This is a genomic window from Psychrobacter sp. 28M-43 (assembly GCF_014770435.1).
GTDB lineage: Bacteria > Pseudomonadota > Gammaproteobacteria > Pseudomonadales > Moraxellaceae > Psychrobacter.
Map to the genome: position 1 here is coordinate 2,191,362 of NZ_CP061739.1, position 24,039 is coordinate 2,215,400.

Below are 24,039 nucleotides of genomic sequence, written 5' to 3' on the forward strand. Positions count from 1 at the left end.
AAAGCAGGCGCATTTTTTTGTTAAATACTAATTACTATAACATCTGGTCGATTGCCATCTGTGTCAGTACGCGGCCACGAGCAGTACGCAGCACATAACCTTGTTGAATCAGATATGGCTCTATCACATCTTCAAGCGTACCACGGTCTTCAGCCATCGCTGCTGCCACTGCTTCAACACCCGCAGGACCACCATCAAAGCGCTCGTGCAATATTTCGATATAACGTCTGTCTAGATGATCAAGACCACGTCTATCCACTGCCAGCATATCTAGCGCGCTACCTGCAATCGCGCCATTAATACTACCATCGCCTCTTACCTCGGCATAGTCACGCACACGGCGTAATAGGCGGTTAGCAATCCTTGGTGTACCACGTGCACGGCGCGCAATCTCTACAGCTCCATCTTTACTCATTGGTACACGCATTAGACGTGCTGCGCGACTGACAATCGTCGTTAGATCAGCGATATTATAAAACTCGAGGCGCTGTACAATCCCAAAACGGTCACGTAGCGGTGAGGTTAACAGTCCTGCTCTCGTCGTTGCTGCTACCAAGGTAAACGGTGGCAAATCAAGCTTGATAGAACGCGCAGCAGGCCCTTCACCAATCATAATATCTAATTGGAAATCTTCCATCGCTGGATAAAGTATCTCTTCAATAACCGAGCTCAGACGGTGAATTTCATCAATAAACAGCACATCACCTGCTTCTAGGTTGGTCAGCATGGCCGCCAAATCTCCTGGGCGTTCAAGCACAGGCCCTGAAGTAGAACGCAAGTTACCGCCCATTTCACGAGCGATAATATTGGCGAGGGTCGTCTTGCCCAGACCCGGTGGACCAAATATAAGTGTGTGATCTAGCGCTTCGTCACGGCCACGAGCAGCACCGATGAACACTTCCATCTGCTCACGTACCACCGGCTGACCAATATACTCAGCCAATAATGCTGGTCGGATATTGGCATCAGGAGCGTCACTTGCACCTTCTAGCGGATTAATTAAACGATCTTGCGTCATAGAATTTATCATTATATTAAAAAATTAGTTAACAAATAGCATAACCAAACGCTGCGCATAAGTCATGCAAAACCTCATTAAGCGAGCACTAAAACGAAAATAAGCGACATTTAATGTCGCTTATTAATTTTATACATTATGTGGTTGTCATCGATAGACAGCTAGTTAATATGGATTAAAAGCCGGATAACTGCTGTAAAGTAGCTTTTAATAAGCCTTGAGTATCAGCAAAAGTATCTCCTTTACTCTTAGCAGCTTTGATCGCTAGCTGAGCTTCTTTTTCTTTATAACCCAAGCTAATCAATGCGCCTTCCACTTCAGCGATGATACTGCCTTCGTGAGAAATCGTAGTTTCCTGTGGTGTCAATTCAAACGCACCATTATCAACGTCGATATTTTTTAGCTTGTCTTTTAGCTCAATTAATAAACGTTGCGCCGTCTTTTTACCGATGCCAGGGATACGAGTTAATGCCGTCTCCGACTCTTGCTCGACGTGCATCTTTAGCTCAGCTGCTGACATTGCAGACAGCATAGCCAAGGCCATTTTTGCCCCAACCCCGTTAATTTTAATTAACTGGCGAAAGACATCACGCTCTTTTCGATCGATAAAACCGTAGAGCAACTGGGCATCTTCGCGAACATGGAAATGTGTCCAAATGCTAGCTTGTTCATTAAGCTGTAACTGACAAAACGAAGGCAATGGCAATTCGATATCATAACCCACACCAGAGGTCGTCATGATACAAGCCGTCGGTGCCATCAAGTACTGCACCTGTCCGGTAATCAATCCAATCATTATTTACGACCTCTTATGTAAGATATTATAAAATCAGCTGCTACTTCATGATTAACAACTACGTTCTACAACACAGTCTTATTGGTAAAAGTTCACCATACCTTCAAGACTGGTTGGGCGAATTTTATGTGCTTGACCTGCAGAGCCGAACGCTTCAAAACGATTGGTACAGATATCTGACATCGCTACCATAGACGCTTTGAAATATTTGCGTGGATCAAATTCACTTGGATTTTTTGCAAGGAATTCACGGATAGCGCCAGTTGATGCCAGACGTAAATCCGTATCGATATTTACTTTACGCACACCATGTTTAATCGCTTCAACGATTTGCTCAACTGGCACGCCATAAGTTTCGCCGATATCACCGCCATTTTCATTAATAACTTTTAGCCATTCTTGTGGTACTGATGAAGAACCATGCATAACAAGATGAGTATTAGGAATACGGGCATGAATCTCTTTTACGCGCTCAATAGATAAAATATCGCCTGTCGGTGGACGTGTGAACTTATAGGCACCATGACTAGTACCGATAGCAATCGCTAACGCATCGACATTGGTATCTTTTACAAACTGCTCAGCTTCATCAGCACTGGTCAAAAGCTGCTCATGATCCAATACGCCTTCAGCGCCAGAGCCATCTTCTTCACCAGCCATACCAGTTTCAAGACTACCTAGGCAACCGATTTCGCCCTCTACAGAGACACCGCAAGCGTGTGCCATCTTAACAACTTCGCGCGTGACGCTAGCGTTGTAATCATAGTCCATTGGCGTTTTGCCATCTTCACCAAGTGAGCCGTCCATCATCACTGATGAGAAACCTAACTGGATTGAGCGTTGGCAGATAGCTGGCGACATACCATGATCTTGATGCATTACTACTGGAATATGTGGCCATTCTTCGATCGCAGCGATAATCAAATGACGCAAAAATGCTGACCCTGCATAGTTACGTGCGCCTGCACTGGCTTGGACAATGACAGGTGAATCACAAGCATCCGCAGCCATCATGATTGCACGCATTTGCTCTAAGTTATTGACGTTAAAGGCAGGAACACCATAGCTGTGTTCAGCGGCATGATCTAGAAGTTGACGTAAGGATATTAGGGCCATAAGACGCTCTCTGATTGGATTTTGAATAGTATTTTAAAAAACAGCTTAATAGCAATCATTTCACTGTATATTCGACCATACTGACCGTATATAGGCTAGTGAAAGTCTGAATGATATTGGATATGATTACCACGCGGTGATTATAGCAAAAATTGTTCTGTCTTCGTAGCGGTTGACCGACTATTTGTCAGTCTATACCGTCTCTTGATATCAGTTTAATTTTATAAACTGTCACTTTATAAACTGCCACAACGACATACAACGCAAAAAGCCTTGGCAATCACCAAGGCTTTTCTAGTATTTTGAGGCTTATAAAGCAATGACCCTTTTTAGAAGTTATTTACCGATAATTATCTATCAGTCGATAGCATCCCAGCAAATCAGTCATTATAGTGCTTAGTTAATAGTACTTAGTTATCGCGTAGCTTAGTACTGTTGCTCTGCGTCAACTGCAACATCATTTGCGCCATTAGCAACAGCGTTAGCGCCATCAGCAACAGCTTCAGCAGTATTTTCAACCGCTGTGTTAGTGCTTTCAGCAATAGCATCGCCAGTGTTTTCTAGAGCGTCTGTCGCAGCTGCACCAGCAGTGTCAGCGCCTTCGGCAACTTCAGTACCAGCGTCTTGAGCAGCAGCTTCAGCTTCAGCAGCAGCAGCATCAGCGTTTGCAGCAGCATCATCGCCAGCAGATTCAACAGCAGCTTCAGTGTTTTCTTCTGTTTGTTGGCTACATGCAGTGATTGCAAAGGTACCAGCAAGTACGCTAGCAAGTAATAAATGACGTTTTAACATAATAAACCTCTCGTAAATAATGCATGTCAAAATACATGGTCGCGCTATTTTATAGAGTGCGAATCAGACATGCAATAATAATTTTCAGTATATAAATAAATAATTACTGCTTAATAATAATCGATGGCTATTGAGCTTACTTATGTCAATAAAAACAAGCAAATCAACAGCCAAAATATTATTTTTACAGACTACCTTAGTTATTTAAAGTTAGTTGTACGTCTAATGTTACTAAGCTACAGAGTATCGTTAATTAGTTAGGCATCTATTTGCAACGCAGCGACTGCCGGAAGTACTTTACCTTCAACAAACTCTAAAAACGCACCGCCACCTGTTGACATATAGCTCACACCATCAGCAACTTGATATTTATCGATAGCTGCTAACGTATCACCGCCGCCCGCGATAGAAAAACCATCGCTGTCTCTTACAGCAGTAGCTAATATCTGTGTGCCTTGCCCGAAAGCATCGACCTCAAAGACACCCACTGGACCATTCCATAAGATAGTTTTTGCATTGATAATAGCATCGGCAAGCTGCTTTGCGCTTTCTGGTGCGATGTCCAATATCATGTCATTGTCACCGATCGCATCAACTGATTTGATCGTTGCAGTGGCTTTTTGCAATGAGCCAGTAAAGTCAGCGAAATCGATGTCATTTTTATCAGCGACTACGACGTACTCAGGCAGCAAAATTTCAGTCTTGGTCATAATGTCACGTGCAGTATCGAGCAAGTCTGCTTCGTACAATGAGGCGCCAACACTGTGACCTTGTGCTGCTAAGAAAGTGTTAGCAATACCGCCACCAACGATAATCTGTGTGCAAACTTCAGCCAAGCTGTGTAGCACTTCTAATTTGGTTGATACTTTTGACCCACCAACGATAGCAAGCATTGGTTGTGCTGGTGTTTCAAGCGCTAGGCTCAAAGCATCAAGTTCAGCAGCTAACAATGGCCCTGCACACACAGTTTTGTCTGCTTGACGCATTGCTTGCGTAACACCTTCTGTTGATGCCTGTGCACGGTGCGCTGTACCAAAAGCATCCATCACAAACACATCGCACAAATCAGCGTACTTTTTCGCTAGTGTGGCATCGTTTTTCTTTTCACCGTCATTGAAGCGTACATTTTCTAATAGAACCACTTCGCCCGATTTTACATTAGCACCTTGAGTAAGGTAATCAGTATTAAGACGTACAGGCGTCGATAGTTGCGAGCTTAATTTTTCCGTCAAATAGTCAGCAACCGGTGCCAATGAATATACAGCTTCAGGATTGCCTTCTGTTGGGCGGCCTAAATGTGAGCAAACAATTACCGCAGCGCCTTTTTCGAGCGCCATCTTGATGGTAGGAAGACTGGCTTGCAAGCGCGCATCGCTCGTGACCTTACCGTCTTTAATAGGCACATTCAAATCTTCTCGAATCAAAACCACTTTATCCGTTAAGTTCAACTCACTCATACGCAAAAAATTCATTACCTGCTCCTATGCATCAATATGTCTGTTAATTTGCGATTACTGTCGTTACTAATATGACCATTATAGTCCGCTCTATATAAATCAGATTCAGTGCTAAGCTTGATCAATCTACTATTTCGTAGCACTCTTACTAACCAGCTTTATAAATACGCTATTTTATATCCAAGCTATATAGTCACTATCAGCTTTATTACTTTTTAATGTCTTTTTAACGCTTGGCTCTGACACTTATCAAACCACTTTGATGAGTCGATCAAGTAAGCAAAATTCAGCGGCGGTGTATTCTACCAGTTTTCTACAACAGTCTCACAAGCAACCTGACACAAATTTCAGCACTTTTAAAATATTTAGTCTGTATTCTCAGACCATTATCCGATGGCAACAATTGCAGTTGCTAGCTTTAAGCATAGTCAATAAACCGTAACATTTCGTGGTGGTACTCAGCAGTCAAGCTCTTTATGATAGAAACATTGACAATAAAAATAATCCATTAGGAGAAAATAATGAGCATCAACTTAGACACTGCTAAACGAAACTTATTAAAATTAAAAGATGAGTACGAATCTCGAATTGATAAAATAGAAGATCACATCCAAAATCCGCAAGATGATCTCAATGAACATTGGGAAGATCAGGCCATCTCCTATCGTCAAAACGACATGCGCAAAAATTTGATGAGCGAGGCACGCCAAAGCTTAATCTATGTCGAAAATGCATTGAACCGAATTGAAAATGGTACTTATGGCGAGTGCGAAGTCTGCGGTGAACAGATCGAAGAGCAACGCTTAGAAGCGCTACCCTATGCTACCTTATGTATGGAACACGCTGAGTAGCGCTATCATATTAATACTATATTATAAGACTATTGCTACTCTAAAACCTCTCTAATAAGAGTACTTCAAGTAGGTATTTTCCATTTGGAAAATGCCTGCTGCCATTCGTGACAGCGCTGAGATATGTCCGCTACTGGCAAGTCCATGATATCCCCAACTACTGCTACAAGCGCAATGGGCAAATCTACTAACTCTGATACATTTTCTGCGGTTAACCCACCTATCACACAGATCGGTATGCCTTGCTGACACCCTTCCATAAGCTGCTGACGTGAAATGATATTAGCATTTGGCTTAGTCGTAGAAGTAAATACAGCACCCATCGCAGCATAACTTGCGCCGTCATTTTTTGCTTCTTTGATTAGATCTATATCACCATGGCAGGTACGACCGATTATTTGATGCGGTGAAAGGGACTGTAGAGCATCACCGATACTGCCGTCTGTTTGACCAAGGTGTACCCCAGCGCCAAGTTTTTCGGCCAACTTCACGTCATCATTAATAACAACTGGCACGTTATATACTTGAGCTAACTCAACGATTTTTTGCGCCTCATCAAAAAGCTTCAAGGCTCCATCTGGCAGACTAAGAACTTGTTTACGACGAATTTGTAATAGGGCAATCAATCCTGTCGATAAGGCTGTCTCTAGCTTTTGATATAACAGCTCAAATTCATCATCGTTGGTCAATAAATATAGCTTAGGCATAACTGAGGAGAATGGTGAATGACCCATAGCATGTATCCTTAATTCTTAAATTCAACACAATAAAAAAGCCGTTATATGATATAACAGCTTTTTTATACATTTAGAATAGATAGCTTATACTGTACGGCGTGTAGCTAAACTATTTAAGATATTTTTAGCATCGCCCCAACGTGTTGCTGAGCTGTTTGCCCCCAAGATAACAATAATTGCAGGTCGATTATTGACCCGAGTTTCCATTACCACACAACGTCCGGCTTCATTGATAAAGCCTGTCTTAGAAATACCGATTGGATAGCTGCCGTCACGAACCAACGTGCTGGTATTACTGGCTTTATAGGTGCGGTTACCACTTGAGTAGTTTGAAACGAAAAAGTCATAGCTCTTAGTGGTAGAAAAACGACGAATCACATCATAGTTGCCAGCAGCACGTACCATCTTGACCAGATCTTTTGAAGAAGCTACGTTACGCTTATCAAGTCCAGTTGGATCACCAAAAAATGCCGTGTTCATGCCCAAATCTTGCGCTTTACGATTCATCGCACGCATAAAGGCATCATAGCCACCTGGGTAGTTACGTGCCAGACTCTTCGCCGCTGGATTTTCAGATTTCATCAACGCCATCAATAGCATCTCAGCGCGGTTTAAACGATCACCTGATTTCAAACGTGAGCTTGCACGCTTTGGACCAACAAAATCTTCTGGATCAAGCGTGATTTCTTCACGCATATCAAGGCCAGCATCCAACACGACCATAGCCGTCATAACCTTAGTGATACTAGCCATTGGGCGCGCGATATCAGCATCTTTTTCGTAGATAGATTCACCAGTTTCAGCATCGATCACCGCAACACTACGTGAATCCGTGCTAATCGGAATCATATCGCTGCTACCGAATGCCCCACGATAAGTTGTATTGTAGCGGGCACTATTGGTGTTATTACTACTAGCAAAGCTATTATTATTCGTGATGTTGGTAGTGCCGTAGCCATTATCGACTTTCTTAATAGCAGAACCATTAGACTTGTACATTATGTTGCGAGCTTCAGACAAGCTATCAGCGCCGCCCCAACTTAGGCGTGCACTAGAGGCAGTGTCAGTGCTACCATTAATTGTAAGTGCGGCTTGTGCAACACTGCCCAAACTCAATGAAATCATAGCAGCGATCAATTGCTGTTTGGTTAACGGTAGTTGCTTCATTATGCCTCCTGCTGTCGCTATTACGCCAGTTACATATTGTCTGACGCCAAAAACGTACGTAGCGTTTATAGATGTGTTTGTAAGTACTCACATAGAGCTTTTGTATTTTTAGTGTATCATGGTTTACATTTAAGTTTAATCTATCAAACTGATTTAGTAGTTTTTTTTGGCTTCATTCAAACTTTGCTACAACCAATTTATATTATAGAAACATCAATTCACACTGCAGCAATACAATTTAACTTCGAATGTTATGATTACTCGTATTTTGTTATATTAATCAGCAGTATTTTGAATATAAAAAGATAAAAACAATGGCTGGCATATATTCGTTTTTTATACTATTTGAACCTAATAAAGCGTTCATTCTGACAATCAATAAAGAGTATGGTTATGATTAAAGTATTAGTGGTAGATGATCATGATTTGGTACGGATGGGTATTAGCCGTATGTTGTCAGACAGCCCCGATATTGAAGTAGTAGGTGAAGCAGACAGCGGTGACATGGCTATCAAACAGGCCAAACAATTACATCCTGATGTGATTTTGCTAGACGTCAATATGCCGAATATTGGCGGGCTCGAAGCAACCAAACGTCTGATACAACTCGACATGGGTATCAAGATTTTGGCGGTCAGTAGTATGTCCGCACAGCCCTATCCCTCAATGCTGATCAAAGCAGGTGTTAATGGTTACATTACCAAAGGCACGCCACTTGATGAAATGATACGTGCGGTCAAAAAGATTTATCAGGGAGGTCGTTATTTCAGTCAGGATGTGGCTGAACAGTTAGCAGATGTTTTATTGTCTGATAATGCAAACTCACCTTTTGACTTATTGAGTGACAGAGAAAAACAAGTGGCCATGATGGTTGTTAATTGTCAGAGCCCTCAGCAAATAGCCGATCAATTATTTGTTAGCGTCAAGACCATTAATACGTATCGCTACCGTATTTATGAAAAAGTTGGGGTTGATAGTGATGTTAAATTGACACACTTGGCCATTCGTCATGGTCTGATTCAGCCATAAACCATTTTAGCGTTTATTTTATTACGGCCAGTTTATGAACCCTGCTACCAATCTTAGCTCTGCCATCACTCGTTATGTACATCATGACGATACGCTTCCTCTGCCGCAGTTGCGTAAGTTGGGGCTAATATATAGCAGTTATCGTTTCGTCGTTAGCCTGTTCTCTATGCTCATGCTATACATCTCTGCTCGTACCGGCGATAGCACTTCTTTACCGAGTTTTTTACAACAAACGACTCTGAGCTTCTATGTACTGTTAAGCTTGATATTGCTTGGATTATTTTATGTTGTTAGAAAACATATGCGCCGCCAGCTGGCATTCGGACTTGCGTTGGACGTTATTATATTAAGTCTGCTGCTCTACACGACAGGTAACCCTGATTTGCAGTTAACCATGCTATACATGGTGGTCGTCGCAGCTAGCTTTATGCTACTACATGGCTCACAAGCATTGGTTATTACTTTACTTGCCATCATTCTCGTTATTTATCAGCAATTTTTTTACGCTATTGCTAATAGCATGAGTCTAGCCAATCTAGGTGATGCGCTACTGATGTCAGCGAGTTTTTTGGCAGTGGGCGGTTTGAGTTGGTCTATCTCTCAACGATTGGTACAGCTTGAAAAGGTCGCGGCAAACCATGCAAAGGAAGTCGAGCGACTAAATGTGATTAATCAAGAGGTTATCACGCAGATGGTGAATGGTGTTATCGTTATCGATAAGCAACATATTGTCTTAGCAAATCTCGCCGCACATCAGTTGCTGAGCCTTTCGCTTGTCACGCCTACCACAGCACAAAATACCCTTGACGATACAAAAGAGACTCAGAACAAAGCACTTCTCTCTAATTTCGAGCAGCAACTCAATAAGCAGCATTCACAGTTGTTTAATGCCTGCTTGTCGGTAGCATCTGGGCAGTCACGCGCTTTTACCTACGACGTGCCAGCTGTGGCAAATGCCTCAATATTTGGCAAATTACGTGTACAAATTATTCCACTAAAAGACGATAGTAAGCTTGTCATATTAGAAGATTTACGCCGTGAGCAAGCCAGTGCTCAACAGTTGAAACTGGCTTCTTTAGGGCAATTAACTGCCAGTATTGCCCATGAAATCAGAAACCCATTAGCAGCGATATCGCAAGCCAGTCAGCTATTAATGGAAGATGTTGCAGAACAAATGGAAGATGACAGTGCATTAACAAGTGAATCGAATGCTGCCATAACCGGCAACCATGAGCTTTATGAAATGATATTTTCACAAACAAAACGTGTAAACCGTATCATCGAAGATATTTTAAAGCTGTCTCGTCAGCAGACGGCTACCCAGCAGGTGCTCGAATTGGCTGAATGGATGCCATCGTTTTTGAAGAATTACTTTCAAGGACACGACATTTTTCTACGAATAAAAACCAAACCCATCATATCATTTGATACTCATCAGTTAGAGCAGATATTAATCAACCTAATCAATAATGGCCTGCGTTATAGCAGTTATGCTCATCCTCACGCTTATGTGGAAATCGACATTTACTGCGCAGACAACGATGTTATAATCGATATATTAGATAATGGTAATGGTGTTAGTGCTGGAAATTTAGAACTTTTGTTCGATCCATTTTTTACAACAGATAAAGCTGGTACAGGACTGGGGCTCTATTTATCACAAGCATTTTGTGAAGCCAATCAAGCACGTTTACTCTACATTCCTGAACATGAGAAAACATGCTTTCGATTAATTGTACCTTCTATTAAGTCTGATAATAAATTTCAAACTATCGTAGAAAACCTTTCCTAAATTTATCCTTTGAAAACTATTACGCCCATTTAGACCCAGCTATTGATTTTATAGCCATAAAATACGATGAGATGATGTATGACAACAACCGCGCTAGTCGTCGATGATGAAGTAGATTTATGTCGATTGATGCAAATTACCCTAACTAAAATGGGTATCAAAAGTGATGTGGCTTATACATTGTCGCAAGCAAGAACGTTTTGGCAAGACAATGACTACGATTTTTGTCTGACGGATTTAAAACTACCAGATGGCTCTGGACTGGAGCTGGTAAAAGAAATTAGCAATAGCTCTAATATTCCAATAGCAGTGATCACGGCTCATGGCAGTATGGATTTAGCTATTGAAGCATTAAAGCTTGGTGCCTTCGATTTTGTCAATAAACCGCTAGAACTACCACGTTTACGCCAACTGGTAGAAAATGCCCTAAAAGTTATTCATCAAGATAACGAAGTACAGGCCGCACCGGAATGCTCTCCTGAACAAAAAATGCTAGATAGTAGGTTGATTGGTAATTCTGCTGTCATGCATCCCCTTAAAAACACTATTTTAAAACTAGCACGCTCACAGGCACCTGTATTTTTATCGGGCGCTTCTGGCACAGGTAAAGAAGTGGTCGCCAGATTGATCCACGATTTAAGTCCACGGCGTGATGGCAGCTTTGTACCAGTGAACTGCGGTGCGATACCATCAGAGTTAATGGAGTCGGAGTTTTTTGGTCATAAAAAGGGTAGCTTTACAGGGGCTGTCGCTGATAAACAAGGGCTATTCCAGCAAGCCAATGGCGGCACGTTATTTTTAGATGAAGTAGCAGATTTACCTTTAGCCATGCAGGTTAAATTGTTACGTGCCATTCAAGAAAAAACAGTAAGGGCAATCGGTGATACAAAAGAAGTTCCAGTAGACATCCGCATTTTGTCTGCCACTCACAAAGACCTGAGCCAATTGGTACAAGATGGTGCATTTCGACAAGATTTATATTATCGCATCAATGTCATTGAGCTAAAGCTTCCAACACTTAATGCACGCCGTGATGATATTCCTGTATTAGCAGACCACTTTTTGGCGATGATTGCTGATGACTGGCAATTAGAGTCACCGCCGTCATTGACGATGGAAGCCTGCGAACGCTTACAACGCCACGATTTTGCGGGTAATGTCCGTGAACTACGTAACTTACTGGAGCGTGCAGTTACGTTAGCTGATACCTCCTACATTGACGTTAGTCATTTAGGTCTTCCTGACATTGAACCTGAGCTTGTAAATACACAAGAGCAAAGTCATAGCTCAGCTATCGATAGCTCTGAGCTACCTGCTCGTGACGTAGAAAATCAAATAGACGTTCAATCTAAGAAGAACAGTGAGCAAGCCATTCAATCTAGCAATATGGCGACGCCGGTTGAGCAAAGAGCTATCAATTTACATCCTTATCGTACTAACACCAACCACTACCCCTCAATGGTGCAGCATTCGTCAACTAGTAATGATAATTCGTCAACCAACGTAGCAAGTACTCATGACAAAGAGTCGCTCCTTGACTCCACCGCCCAACAAGAAACCTCTAAAGACACATCAGGTTTACCAGAATTGTTTGGCGGTCAATTACCGCCTCAAGGGTTAGAGCATTATTTGCAGGAACAAGAAAAGCAGCTGATTATCACGGCACTCAAACAAACTGGCTGGAACAAAACCCAAGCAGCCGAATTATTAGGAACCACCTTTCGTTCTTTACGCTACCGTATGAAAAAGCTCGAAATTTCTGAAGATGCGTTCGACTAATTTCCTTTAAACGTCATCTTCAAATATTTTTAAACGTTGGATGGTATGCGCGGTTAATTGACTGCTACGAAAATCTATTCTTTAGTAGCATTTTTTCTAACAAAGCGAATACCCGAATCAAGCGCGCGCGCTTTTACTAATTCTAATGCTTGCTGTTCCCACGTGTTCTCGCTGCCTGATAAAGTCACATCAGGTTCTACGCCGATCTCATCTATTTGTTTGCCTGCTGCCGTCATATAATTGGCCACAGTCAATTTGACGGCTTGCTCATCGTTTAGCGGTATGACCGATTGTACTGAGCCCTTACCATAGCTGACTTCACCGATAATAGTAGCGCGTTTTCGTGCTTGTAAACTACTGGCAAGCACCTCTGCCGCTGATGCTGAATAGCGATTTTGTAATACCACTAATGGCAAAGGTTTAAGTATCGCATCACCTTGAGTCGATAGTACCCGTGATTTATTTTGACGTGCTTGCACCTGCACCACATCAGTATCATCCATAAATAAACTGGCCATACTTACTGCTGATGTCAGTACACCACCTGGATTATCTCGCATATCTAGTAAAATTCCTGATATAGGAGCGTTTAGGTTAATTAAACCTTCTAGTAATTTCTCACGGCTGTTGTTTTGAAACGCCGGTAATTTAACAATAGCAATGCCATCAACCAGTTTGGTCTCGATAATCTGCGGATGACTATTATTACGCTGCAACGTCGTTGTGTGCTTACGGCGACCAGCTTTAGAAGTAATGATATCTACCTGCGTACCGGCAATACCCGATAAGAGCTGCTCAACATCATTGACCTGTCGCCCTTCGTCTAGCTTAAACTCATCAACTTGATGCAAATAATCACCAACTGCGATGCCTTTTCTGTCTGCAGGTGAATCATCGATAACCTCTGTCACGACCCAATATCCTGCCTCTGGCTGGTAATTAACTTTAATACCAATATCACCAACATCACCCTCAGTAAAAGCACGCAGGTTCTCATAAGCTTCTGCGTCCAAAAACTCAGCATGGCTGTCAAGTTTGGTCAGCATACCGCTCATCGCATTGCTAAATAATTCTTCGTCATTGACCGCATCGACGTATTGACGACGTACTAAATCCACCACAGCCACAAATGTCTTTAGCGTCTCAGGAGAGATAGCATTTAGCGATACTTGTGCGACCTCTGCTGGAATGTCCGTATCAATATCATCAACATCATCCGTTAGCGCGCTTTCATCTGGCACACTATCTATCGAGTCATCTGGCTCATCGGCGACATCTAACATATCAGCAATGTTCGATAAATTATCAGCGTCGTTTTCATCCGCTATCTCATCTGCATTTAAACTGATGAGCTGCAGGCCATTTGTAGGATTATTATTTGTAGAAGCTTTCACCCCTACTCCTACTGCTTGTGCATTTATGCTAATCGCACAACCAAGCACACCTATTAAAATTGCAGGCTGCAAAACCGTAGACGCGACTGATGCTTTCCCTACTGATTTACTTAACCCTTTGGATAAAAAAGAACGTGCAAAAGAAATAAGCTGCATAAAAGAACTCATTTGAATAATAGAGAATACGAATTTATCGTTATATAGCGATTTATAAGATAGCACCAAACGCATATTTCGAACTAGCATAGTATTGCAAGTAAATTAAGTAAAATATATCACAAAAAAAGGAAAGGATAATAGGTTATCCTTTCCTTTTCAATATCTTCTAATACAGCTGTCAAATCAGTATAAACCACAGTTATTCAAGTACTGTGTTTTAATTCGACTGGTCTAGACTGCTGGAACCAATAAGCTCTCACCTGTCATTTCGGCAGGGGCGTCAACATTCATCAGTGATAAAATAGTCGGTGCCACATCACTAAGTTTACCACCACGGCGTACTTGCAACTTTTGCTCACCTACATAAATTAATGGCACATGCTCTGTCGTATGCTGTGTATGTACTTGACCACTTTCGTAGTCTTGCATCTGCTCGCAGTTACCATGATCGGCTGTGATAAGCATATCACCACCAGCAGCTCGGACTGCTGACTCGATACGGCCAACGCATACATCTAAAGCCTCTACCGCTTTTACTGCTGCATCAAAGATACCTGTGTGCCCAACCATATCACCATTGGCATAATTGACCACCAATACATCATACTTACCAGACTCAATCGCTTCTACTAATTTATCAGTGACTTCAGGCGCACTCATCTCAGGCTGTAGATCATAAGTTGCAACGTCTGGAGATGGCACTAATATACGGGTTTCACCCTGATACTCTTCTTCGCGGCCACCACTAAAGAAAAACGTCACATGCGCATATTTTTCAGTTTCAGCGATACGTAGTTGAGTTTTTCCTTGATCCTGCAAGTACTCTCCCAATGTATTGGCCAAAGACGTTGGGTAGTAAGCAATGCTGGTTTTTGGATTGTCAGCTAGGACATCTGAATACTTAGTTAGCATCACAAATGCCGCCAGTTTTGGCTGTTTTTGACGCGCAAACCCAGAAAACTCATGGTCTGGCAAGACAAACGCTTGGGCAAGCTCACGAGCACGGTCAGCACGGAAATTCATAAAAATAAGTGCGTCGTTATCATTAACAGTATATGGCACTTCATCACGTCCAATTACGGTCGTTGGACTGACAAATTCATCGGTCTCACGCGCTTTATAAGCAGCTTGAACAGCGCCATCTGCCCGTGTCGATAGACGATCAGCTTTGCCTTCAGTAATCAGCTCATAGGCTTTTTGCACTCTATCCCAACGATTGTCGCGATCCATTGCATAGTAGCGTCCAATGATACTTGCAATCTGTACGCGACCACCTTCGTAGTGAGCATTCAATTTATCAATATAGTCGCGCAGACGATTGATGTACTTATCAGCAGATTTAGGCGGGGTATCACGGCCATCTAAGAAACAATGAATAAAGACATTCTTGGCACCATGGACCAATGCTGAATGACACATACCTTCGATATGGTCTTGATGAGAGTGAACACCGCCATCAGAAAGCAAGCCCATAATATGGACGTTACCGCCACGCTCATTGGCCGCTTTTACGGCATTGACCAATGCTTCGTTCTTATAAAATTCACGATTGGCAAGTTCACTTGAGATACGTGTTGAGTCCTGATAAAGAACACGCCCCGCCCCTAAGTTCATGTGACCGACTTCTGAATTACCAAACTGACCATCTGGCAAACCAACATCTTCCCCTGAGGCAGAAATCAGGCCATGAGGATATTGCTGATAAATCTTGTCTAAATTTGGCATATTGGCAGCAGCGATGGCGTTATCTTTATCTTCTTCACGATGACCAAAGCCGTCCAATATCATCAAGACATGCGGTATTTTTTTATTCTGTGCACCGTCTTGGTTATTGCTAAGCTGTGTTTTGTTATTATCAATAGAGTCTGATGCTTGTTGGGTACTGGTCATATATTACCGCTCCTCGAGTGAATGAACGCCTATAATGCTGTGTAAGGGAATATAAAGCCCTCTATATTAACACACATCTTGAAATAGCTGAAAAACTGAGCATTTTTCGTGAGTTTATGAATAATTTTATAGGGTTATCTTGCGATGATTTTTCTATACAAGATAATATGAATGCGGCCAATTAACCAAGCTACGTATCAATCTGTAATTCAGACTTGCAATCACTCTTTTCATTGGTTAAGATAAAACTATTCTGAAGTGTTGGCTAGTAGATGTTTATTCCCTGAGCCGATAATGCTTTACCAGGATGTGGTACCTATTGTCTCATTGTGTATGCCTGCACCGCTTGCGGTGTATCAGGAAACCTGCAGAGATGATGACGCATCCGCCCTGAACTTCACGGTTCATGGGTCACCATCTTACAGCGGCACTTCGGTTGTTTCATTCGGTTAGTAAATATATTCCTTATAATTTATTTACTACCACCAAAAAGCCCCTTTCATCGTTGATGAGAGGGGCTTTTTTCATGCTTATGATTTAACTAAATAGTTATTCGTCATTAGCAGATTTAGTAATCTTTTTTACATCTTTAGGGATGTTTTTGGCAGTACCATCAACCGTAGTATGCTGTTTAAACACATCACCAAATGGGTTTTGCTGCTGTTGACCAAATGGATTCTGGCCATTCATGCCACCTGCGCCACCGAACGGGTTTTGACCGCCCATGCCACCAGCCCCGCCAAATGGATTTTGTCCGCCGCCCATTTGACCACCCATCTGCTTCGCCATCATTTCCATCATTTTTTGCTGGTTATTCATGACGTAATTATTAGCCAAGTCTTTTAGCTTTTTCTGCACAGGTGGCAATACTACCAATAGCGCCATTAAATCACTAAGTACCCCAGGAATAAGCAATAAAATACCTGCAGCTGCCATCGCTATACTCTTAATCATCGTGGTCTCTGGCGGACGCATCGCAGGGTTCATCATGCCACCAGCTTTCATTTGCTGTGCCATTGGATTAAGGGCAGCCATACCTTTGCGCATCAAGGAGATACCGATAACCGCGGCGATAATAAACCACATAAACACCCACCAGCCGCTCATAAATTGAGCAAGCAAATACCACAGTAGCATCTCGATAATAAACCAAACGATGGCTATACCAACTATCTGACCCATAAAGTGTCATCCTATAAAATAAAAACCAATAAATTGAGCGCCATGAAAATTAAAATGGCTAACATATGATGTATATGGGGATTGGTTGCTATACTATCAAACTTAAGGCTAATTTTTAAGCCATATAGTCGGTACAATATAATTTGGATAGAAGGAAGGCGGAAGCCAGTACTACGAATAGTAGGCTAAGCGAGTCTGACATCGTATCCAATTTATATAAGACTAAATATAAAATGACAGGTAAGCAAGACGGAATATTATGGCAATTATTATAGGCATTGATCCAGGGTCACGCATGACTGGTTATGGGATAGTACAGCAGACAGGTGACAAGCTGACCTATATCGATGCAGGGACGATTCGCACAGATACCAAAGAGATGCCTGAACGCCTCAAGCGTATCTTTAATGGACTAACCCGTATCACACAGCATCATTTAAAATATGCTGACGAGCCTATCTATACAGCGATTGAGCAAGTATTTATGGCAGAAAACCCTGACTCCGCACTTAAGCTCGGGCAAGCAAGAGGTGCAGCGATTGCAGCAATGGTTGCACTAGATTTAGAAGTGTCAGAATATACGGCTCGGCAAATCAAACAAGCCGTCTGTGGCTACGGAGCGGCGGCCAAAGAACAAGTACAGGAGATGGTCTGCCGGATATTAGCGTTAGAAGTCGTACCGCAACAAGATGCTGCCGATGGACTTGCCTGCGCAATTTGTCATGCTCACTCAAGCCATTCAATGAATAAGTTAATATTGAATAGCGCTATGCGTGGTCGCGGTGCTTCTAAGAAAAAAGGTCGTTGGCGTTTGACTGAAGAAGATTTGGGTAACTTGCGTTAAAGATCAGCGTTAAAACAGCGAGGCGTTAAGATAGCGAGGTGTTGAAGCAGAAACGCGTCAAAATAGATAAACAGCAAAGTAAATATCCCATAAGAAAGCACGCGCTATTAGACGCGTGTTTTTTTATGACTATGAGCATTTCAAAGCTCAAACTACAATAGGCTACTCTACAACTGCACTTTCAATCACGGCATCTAAGATATAGGCATACTTTTCATCAGCAGTATCATCTTTAGTTGGCTCATTAGTCTCTGATAATTCATCGATGTTTAGCGGATAGCGTTGTAAGCGTAATACTTCTTCGTGTTTGCTGTCATGCTGATAGCCATCGATTTCACCAACGAATACTCGCCACTGTCCTTCGTGAGTTTTAATGCCCTGATCATTATAAGTAATAGGCTTAACTTGTAGACACTGCTCAGAGTTACCTGCTTCGCAAGGTACAGTCTCGGAGTTTACTGCCCAAAATACTGTTTCACCCTTACTGTTATATTTCGCTTGTGCAGTAAGCCTACCATTCCAAACCAGAGTCACATCGTCGTCGGTAAACTGGGTCAATACTGGGTGATCGCCTTGATCAATTTTGAACTCACTACTGCCCTGCATCAACGTATTCAAAGTGTTTTCTGCCACATCTAGCTCGCCACAAGACATCTTTGTACTCATACCCTCTTCAGTAGTTAAGGTATGTCCTTCTAATTGATAGCCAGCACTAATCGTATTACAGCCTACGCTATAGCTTAGCGTGTCTTGCCCTTGATATTGGTTGAATGCAAGCGTTACCTGACTGTTGATATTCGCAAATTCAGCCATAAGTTGTTCATTGGCGTCGACTGCGTTTACTAACGTCCAGCGATGATGAGATAAGGTGGTCGTCAGCTTGTCTTGAGTGGTTAATTCGACAGGTTCAGATTCGTCTAATGTAGGGCTCATACTAGATACCAGACCTTCACTTACGGCTGAGTCTGTCATCTCGCCAGTTTCAGCACCCTCTGATATATCATTTTCGCTAGACGCTGCTTCTTTTTGACACGCACTTAGCATCAGACTAACTGCCATCATACTGGGTAATAGCAGTACTTTTAACGTTGGCTTGTTTCGGCTACCTACCATATTACATACCTCTTAGTAAGCTTGTACAACTTATCTCGCGTACCATCTATGTTTCAAAAATCTATTCAAAAGAAGTCACAATTTAAAAATATTCTTCTTAAATAAACGTTTTAAAAACATAATTGATATAACTAAGCTAGATTAACTACTATAACCTTGGCACTATTAACCTATGTAACGAAATGTTGATTTTTATTATGTTTCATAAAAAAACAGCTAACGATTGAGGTTAGCTGTTTTGCTTTATGGCGATCAATTTATCGGATAGGTTAATAGATAAATTTTATGATTTAAACTATTTTTCTAGAACCTTTTAGTCATTCACACTGGCAGGTTTGGCTTTAGCCATATTTTTAATACTGAAGCGTTCATTCATCTTTTGATAAAAACGGGCTAGGTTTTCGCCTTGTTCATTAGGATTAATTTTTAATACTTTACCAAAATCCAAGCTTAGATATAGCACGATATCCGCAAAACTTAATTGCTCACCTACTAGGTATTCGCGACCTTCTAATATCGTCTCAAAATACGCCATAGCTTTGACCGCACGAGCAATTGATGGTGCGACGAACTCGGGCACTTGCTCAATACGTTGTGCTTTAGATGGATGACTGTGCTGAAACGCGAGCATCAAGTTATACATCACTTCAAACTCTGCAACACGGCGCATAGAGCAAACTTGCGCACGCTGTACCACATCATTACCCATGACCGAACGCTCACCATAAACACGATCCAGATATTCACAAACTGCCTGAGAATCATTCAGTACTGTACCATCATCTAAGGTCAAAACAGGTACGGTCTGCATCGGATTCATTTGCGTAAATGCTTCTGACATTTGCTCATTTGCCGCAAAATCAATATCGATCACATCGACATCATCCATATCATCAACATCGATACCTTTTGAAGCCAATAAGATAAGCGCTTTACGTGGATTAGGCGCTGTACGGGTAATATATAGTTTTTTCATAGCAAACTCCTTGTAAGAATGATTGGACAGCGATTTAGTGCTGATACGCTTTATTATGGTTATTGTACTAATAAGCATAAACGATTGATACGCTATACCACAGTTATAGCCTAATCTGGCCATCATGGCAAAGTGTTATTAATCATAAAATAGAAATAATAAAAGCCCCATAACCTTGAGTCATGGGGCTTTATTTAATCACATTTACACATCAGTCTAATTATTTGTTTGGTGCAGGTGTGGTGCGTAGATACGGCTTAATCTCTTTGTGACCTTTTGGATATTTTGCAGCGATATCTTCATTTTTCACACTTGGTGGAATGATCACATCGTCGCCATCTTTCCAGTCTACAGGTGTCGCAATGTTATACTCATCCGACAACTGTAGTGCATCAATTACACGGATAATTTCATCAAAGTTACGGCCACAGCTAGCAGGATATGTCAGCGTTAAACGAACTTTTTTACTTGGATCAATGATAAAGACGCTACGTACTGTATGAGTGCTATCGGCATTAGGATGCATCATGTCATATAGCTCAGCGACTTCTTTATTAGGATCAGCGATGATTGGGAAGTTCATATCTGTGCCTTGAGTCTCACCGATATCGCTCGCCCACGCTTTGTGATCTTCTAGGCTATCAACAGAAATACAAATCGGCTTCACATTGCGCTTTTGGAACTCGCCATTCAGTGCAGCGGCGCGACCAAGCTCAGTGGTACATACTGGCGTAAAATCTGCTGGATGCGAGAAGAAAACGACCCAATGATCACCTGCCCACTCGTGAAAATTGATGTCACCTTCTGTGGTTGTAGCGTCAAAATTTGGTGCGGTATCACCTAAACGTAAATGTGCCATGCTTGATTCCTTAGCTATGTGAATGAACGCTTATATCGACACGTCGGCCTCGCGTTCTATTATTATCATCGACGTGCTCAGCTATCAAATATAACATAAAGCACATCCGTAAAAACTGACTTTATCTTAACAAACTGGTTATGAATGTCTTGTGACGGATTGTAATGCGGTTATTCCATTTACCTCTAAGCTGATGGACAAATTTTTTAATGAATTTTATGGACAAGCAGCTTTGATAAATAATTAAACCACCATCCCTGCATCCCTGCATCCCATAAGCAAAATTCGCACTATAATCATACTTAACTTTATAACTGCACACAAAAAAGGCCATTCCTAGCGTACTAGAAATGGGCTAACTTGCAAACTACTATTGTTCAGTATTATTTCAAAATATCTATTTGGATAAGGATACTTTTAAATACTAAGCCAACATAAATTAAGCTGGCTTATAACTATCACGTAAGCTAACGATTTGGTTAAATACTGGCTTATCAGTGCTGTGATCTTCGCTATCAGAGATGAAGTAACCTTCACGCTCAAACTGGAAGCGCGTGCCAGCATCTGCATTGACCAAAGATGGCTCAACCACTGCGTTTAGCTCAGTGAGCGAGTTCGGGTTTAGCGCTTGATGAACATCAGCGATGCCACTTGGGTCCTCAGCACTGAATAACTGCTCATACATGCGGACTGTCGCTGGCACACCTTGACTGGCTGATACCCAATGAATCACGCCTTTGACCTTACGCCCTTCAGGGTTGTTGCCTAAAGTAGCAGGGTCGATCGTCGCTTTTAGCTCAACGACATTGCCATTTTCATCAGTGATATGTTCAGTGACGGCTAGCACATAAGTATTACGCAGACGAATCTCTGGCTTTTCTGGAGAGAGGCGCTTGTAGCCTGCAGGCGGTTCAATTTCATAATCACCTTGGTCAATGTATAGCGTTTCGGTGAATGGAATCTCACGCTCACCCATATCGACGTTAGGATGGTTGGGCTGAGTCAACCAAAGCGTCTGAGTCGCATCGTCAAAACGTGCATTAACGCTATCGGCTTTTTGCGACTCCCAACTGCTGACCGCTTCACTAAAGTTAGTAATCGTCACTTTCAATGGCTTTAGCACCGCCATACCGCGACCAGTTGTCGTCTCTAACGATTGACGAACGCTAAACTCTAGCAAACGGAAATCAACCACACTATCCGCTTTGGTCACACCCACACGCTCACAAAAATCACGCAAGCCCTCTGGCGTGTAACCACGGCGACGCATGCCAGCGACGGTTGGCATGCGTGGGTCATTCCAACCACTGACGATACCTTCATCTACCAGTTGTTTTAGCTTACGCTTACTGGTCAATGTATGATCAACGTTTAAGCGGCTAAACTCGTACTGATGCGGCGGTACGTCAAAGCCGATTTTTTCAATGACCCAATCATAAAATGGACGATGATCTTCAAACTCAAGCGTGCATAATGAATGGGTAATTCCTTCTAACGCATCCGAGAGTGGATGAGCAAAGTCATACATTGGATAGATGCACCATTTATCACCAGTCTGATGATGCGCTTGATGCATCACGCGATAGATAACAGGATCACGTAGGTTCATATTTGGGCTGGCCATATCAATCTTGGCACGCAAAATAGCCTTTCCTTCAGCGTATTTGCCGTCTTTCATATCGTTGAAAAGGGCTAGGTTTTCTTCAACACTGGCATCACGATATGGTGAAGGCGTTCCCGCTTCATTAAATGAACCACGGTTTTCTTTGATCTGTTCAGGGGTTTGCAAATCAACATAAGCGTCGCCTTGCTCAATCAACTGAATTGCCCATGCATGTAGCTGATCAAAATAACCTGAAGCATGATGCGCCTCGCCTGCCCACTCAAAACCTAACCACTGCACATCGTTTTTAATATTGTCGATGTAATCTTGCTTTTCAGCAGTTGGGTTGGTGTCATCAAAACGTAGATTGCACACACCGCCGAACTCTTTGGCCACACCAAAGTTTAAGCAGATAGATTTTACGTGACCTAAATGCAAGTAGCCATTTGGCTCAGGCGGAAAGCGCGTTACAATTTGCTGGTATTTTTGCGCATTGACATCGTCACGAATGATATTACGAATAAAATCGTTTTTTGGTTCGTCTTTTTGTGCATTGTTGCTTGAGTGATCACTCATCGGGCATTGCTCCTAACGCAAATTGTCAGTTCATGGTGCGTGCCATCACGCATCACGAAACGTTTAAACTAAAGTGTTAAAATAAAACGAGAATATTAAAATAAAGCGAGAATATTAAAACTTAGATAGTGCGACCGCATTATCAAAATTTGTTAAAAATGGGTAAAGTTGCGTTATTCTATCAGGTTTCGCAAACGCATTAACAGCCTGATACATGACACGGGATAAAAAAGCCGTTAGACTACCCGTAACTTTTTAACCACCACTCACAATAGTGCTATTTAAGGCGCTGCAATCAAAAAGGAATATCCCATGGTAGACATGCCACCAGTAGTAGAACTTGAAACTAATATGGGTGCGATCGTTATCGAACTCAACGAAGAAAAAGCACCAAAAACCGTAGAAAACTTTTTAAACTACGTAAAATCTGGTCAGTATGACGGTACAATTTTCCATCGCATCATTGATGGTTTCATGATTCAAGGCGGCGGAATGGACGCTGAAATGAATGAAAAACCAACCAATGCACCTATCGAAAACGAAGCGGACAATGGTCTAAAAAATGACAAAGGTACTATCGCAATGGCGCGTACCCAAGATCCGCATTCAGCGACTAGCCAGTTCTTCATCAACGTAAAAGACAACGACTTCCTAAACCACTCTGGCAAAAACATGCAAGGTTGGGGTTACACCGTATTTGGTAAAGTAACAAGCGGTATGGACGTTATCGAAAAAATGCGCAGCGTACCAACTGGTCGTTTCGGCATGCATGCTGATGTGCCAAAAGAGCCAGTTGTTATCAACTCAGCAACCATCATTACTCAGTAATATTCATTCAATAGCAGCTATTCAGTAATAGTTACTTAGCGACAGCTGTGAATGAGCGAGCATTTTTTAGTAGAATTTATT

At 42.1% G+C, this 24,039-nt stretch carries 20 protein-coding genes and 1 other RNA gene; 7 read left to right on the forward strand and 14 right to left on the reverse strand.

The features are described 5' to 3' along the window. Positions 1-34: 34 nt before the first annotated feature. The 5 genes from ruvB to IEE84_RS09115 all read right to left on the reverse strand — a co-directional run bounded on the left by ruvB (position 35) and on the right by IEE84_RS09115 (position 5,194). Positions 35-1,018, reverse strand: a complete 984-nt coding sequence (ruvB, locus tag IEE84_RS09095) for a Holliday junction branch migration DNA helicase RuvB (protein WP_224737734.1) — start codon at positions 1,016-1,018, stop codon at positions 35-37. A 175-nt stretch (positions 1,019-1,193) separates the two neighbouring features. Beyond that, a complete protein-coding gene (gene ruvA, locus IEE84_RS09100; protein WP_191113941.1) occupies positions 1,194-1,814 on the reverse strand; it encodes a Holliday junction branch migration protein RuvA in 621 nt (206 codons plus the stop codon). A gap of 78 nt (positions 1,815-1,892) precedes the next feature. After that, positions 1,893-2,930, reverse strand: coding sequence for a class II fructose-bisphosphate aldolase (gene fba, locus IEE84_RS09105; RefSeq protein WP_057760953.1), 1,038 nt, complete (start codon positions 2,928-2,930; stop codon positions 1,893-1,895). 426 nt (positions 2,931-3,356) lie between these two features. Then, on the reverse strand, positions 3,357-3,722 hold the full coding sequence (locus IEE84_RS09110; RefSeq protein WP_191113942.1) for a hypothetical protein: 366 nt from the start codon (positions 3,720-3,722) through the stop codon (positions 3,357-3,359). 257 nt (positions 3,723-3,979) lie between these two features. Further along, entirely contained in the window at positions 3,980-5,194 is a 1,215-nt protein-coding gene (locus tag IEE84_RS09115) for a phosphoglycerate kinase (protein ID WP_191113943.1), read from the reverse strand. Between the two features lie 506 nt (positions 5,195-5,700). On the opposite strand from IEE84_RS09115, the gene IEE84_RS09120 reads away from it, so the two are divergent. Beyond that, the gene (locus IEE84_RS09120; protein WP_191113944.1) at positions 5,701-6,030 is read left to right on the forward strand and encodes a TraR/DksA family transcriptional regulator; all 330 of its coding nucleotides are present in this window, start codon (positions 5,701-5,703) and stop codon (positions 6,028-6,030) included. Between the two features lie 65 nt (positions 6,031-6,095). On the opposite strand, the gene IEE84_RS09125 is transcribed toward IEE84_RS09120, so the two are convergent. Next, a complete protein-coding gene (locus IEE84_RS09125; protein ID WP_191113945.1) occupies positions 6,096-6,764 on the reverse strand; it encodes a thiamine phosphate synthase in 669 nt (222 codons plus the stop codon). A gap of 87 nt (positions 6,765-6,851) precedes the next feature. Then, complete coding sequence (locus tag IEE84_RS09130) at positions 6,852-7,934, reverse strand: serine hydrolase (protein ID WP_191113946.1); 1,083 nt, start codon at positions 7,932-7,934, stop codon at positions 6,852-6,854. 393 nt (positions 7,935-8,327) lie between these two features. Between IEE84_RS09130 and IEE84_RS09135 the strand changes: the two genes are divergently transcribed. The 3 genes from IEE84_RS09135 (at position 8,328) to IEE84_RS09145 (ending at position 12,534) form a co-directional block, all read left to right on the forward strand. Then, a complete protein-coding gene (locus IEE84_RS09135) occupies positions 8,328-8,963 on the forward strand; it encodes a response regulator (RefSeq protein ID WP_101206382.1) in 636 nt (211 codons plus the stop codon). Positions 8,964-8,997: 34 nt separating this feature from the next. Next, entirely contained in the window at positions 8,998-10,755 is a 1,758-nt protein-coding gene (locus IEE84_RS09140) for a sensor histidine kinase (RefSeq protein WP_191113947.1), read from the forward strand. Between the two features lie 78 nt (positions 10,756-10,833). Further along, positions 10,834-12,534: a sigma-54-dependent transcriptional regulator gene (locus IEE84_RS09145; protein ID WP_191113948.1), complete on the forward strand. Its 1,701-nt coding sequence runs from the start codon at positions 10,834-10,836 to the stop codon at positions 12,532-12,534. Positions 12,535-12,608: 74 nt separating this feature from the next. On the opposite strand, the gene IEE84_RS09150 is transcribed toward IEE84_RS09145, so the two are convergent. Both IEE84_RS09150 and gpmI read right to left on the reverse strand, forming a co-directional pair. Further along, on the reverse strand, positions 12,609-14,084 hold the full coding sequence (locus tag IEE84_RS09150; protein ID WP_191113949.1) for a S41 family peptidase: 1,476 nt from the start codon (positions 14,082-14,084) through the stop codon (positions 12,609-12,611). Positions 14,085-14,318: 234 nt separating this feature from the next. Continuing rightward, a complete protein-coding gene (gene gpmI / locus IEE84_RS09155; RefSeq protein ID WP_165597015.1) occupies positions 14,319-15,977 on the reverse strand; it encodes a 2,3-bisphosphoglycerate-independent phosphoglycerate mutase in 1,659 nt (552 codons plus the stop codon). A 247-nt stretch (positions 15,978-16,224) separates the two neighbouring features. Between gpmI and ssrS the strand changes: the two genes are divergently transcribed. Further along, a non-coding RNA gene (ssrS, locus tag IEE84_RS09160) (6S RNA) lies at positions 16,225-16,420 on the forward strand. 106 nt (positions 16,421-16,526) lie between these two features. Here the strand turns inward: ssrS and IEE84_RS09165 are convergent. Then, positions 16,527-17,159 (reverse strand): FxsA family protein, encoded by a 633-nt coding sequence (locus IEE84_RS09165; RefSeq protein ID WP_057760971.1) that lies wholly within the window; start codon positions 17,157-17,159, stop codon positions 16,527-16,529. A gap of 259 nt (positions 17,160-17,418) precedes the next feature. Here IEE84_RS09165 and ruvC point away from each other — a divergent pair, with 259 nt between their 5' ends. Beyond that, positions 17,419-18,003 carry a crossover junction endodeoxyribonuclease RuvC gene (ruvC, locus tag IEE84_RS09170; RefSeq protein ID WP_057760973.1) on the forward strand — a complete coding sequence of 195 codons (585 nt, stop codon included), beginning with the start codon at positions 17,419-17,421 and terminating at the stop codon, positions 18,001-18,003. A gap of 162 nt (positions 18,004-18,165) precedes the next feature. Here ruvC and IEE84_RS09175 read toward each other — a convergent pair whose 3' ends face one another. The 4 genes from IEE84_RS09175 to IEE84_RS09190 form a co-directional block, all read right to left on the reverse strand. Further along, positions 18,166-19,116 (reverse strand): META domain-containing protein, encoded by a 951-nt coding sequence (locus tag IEE84_RS09175; RefSeq protein WP_191113950.1) that lies wholly within the window; start codon positions 19,114-19,116, stop codon positions 18,166-18,168. A 313-nt stretch (positions 19,117-19,429) separates the two neighbouring features. Beyond that, on the reverse strand, positions 19,430-20,092 hold the full coding sequence (locus tag IEE84_RS09180) for a glutathione S-transferase family protein (protein ID WP_191113951.1): 663 nt from the start codon (positions 20,090-20,092) through the stop codon (positions 19,430-19,432). 220 nt (positions 20,093-20,312) lie between these two features. Beyond that, positions 20,313-20,951, reverse strand: a complete 639-nt coding sequence (locus IEE84_RS09185) for a peroxiredoxin (RefSeq protein ID WP_057760978.1) — start codon at positions 20,949-20,951, stop codon at positions 20,313-20,315. A gap of 439 nt (positions 20,952-21,390) precedes the next feature. After that, positions 21,391-23,130 carry a glutamine--tRNA ligase/YqeY domain fusion protein gene (locus IEE84_RS09190; RefSeq protein WP_191113952.1) on the reverse strand — a complete coding sequence of 580 codons (1,740 nt, stop codon included), beginning with the start codon at positions 23,128-23,130 and terminating at the stop codon, positions 21,391-21,393. A gap of 312 nt (positions 23,131-23,442) precedes the next feature. Here IEE84_RS09190 and IEE84_RS09195 point away from each other — a divergent pair, with 312 nt between their 5' ends. After that, positions 23,443-23,958: a peptidylprolyl isomerase gene (locus tag IEE84_RS09195; RefSeq protein ID WP_057760980.1), complete on the forward strand. Its 516-nt coding sequence runs from the start codon at positions 23,443-23,445 to the stop codon at positions 23,956-23,958. Positions 23,959-24,039: the final 81 nt, after the last annotated feature.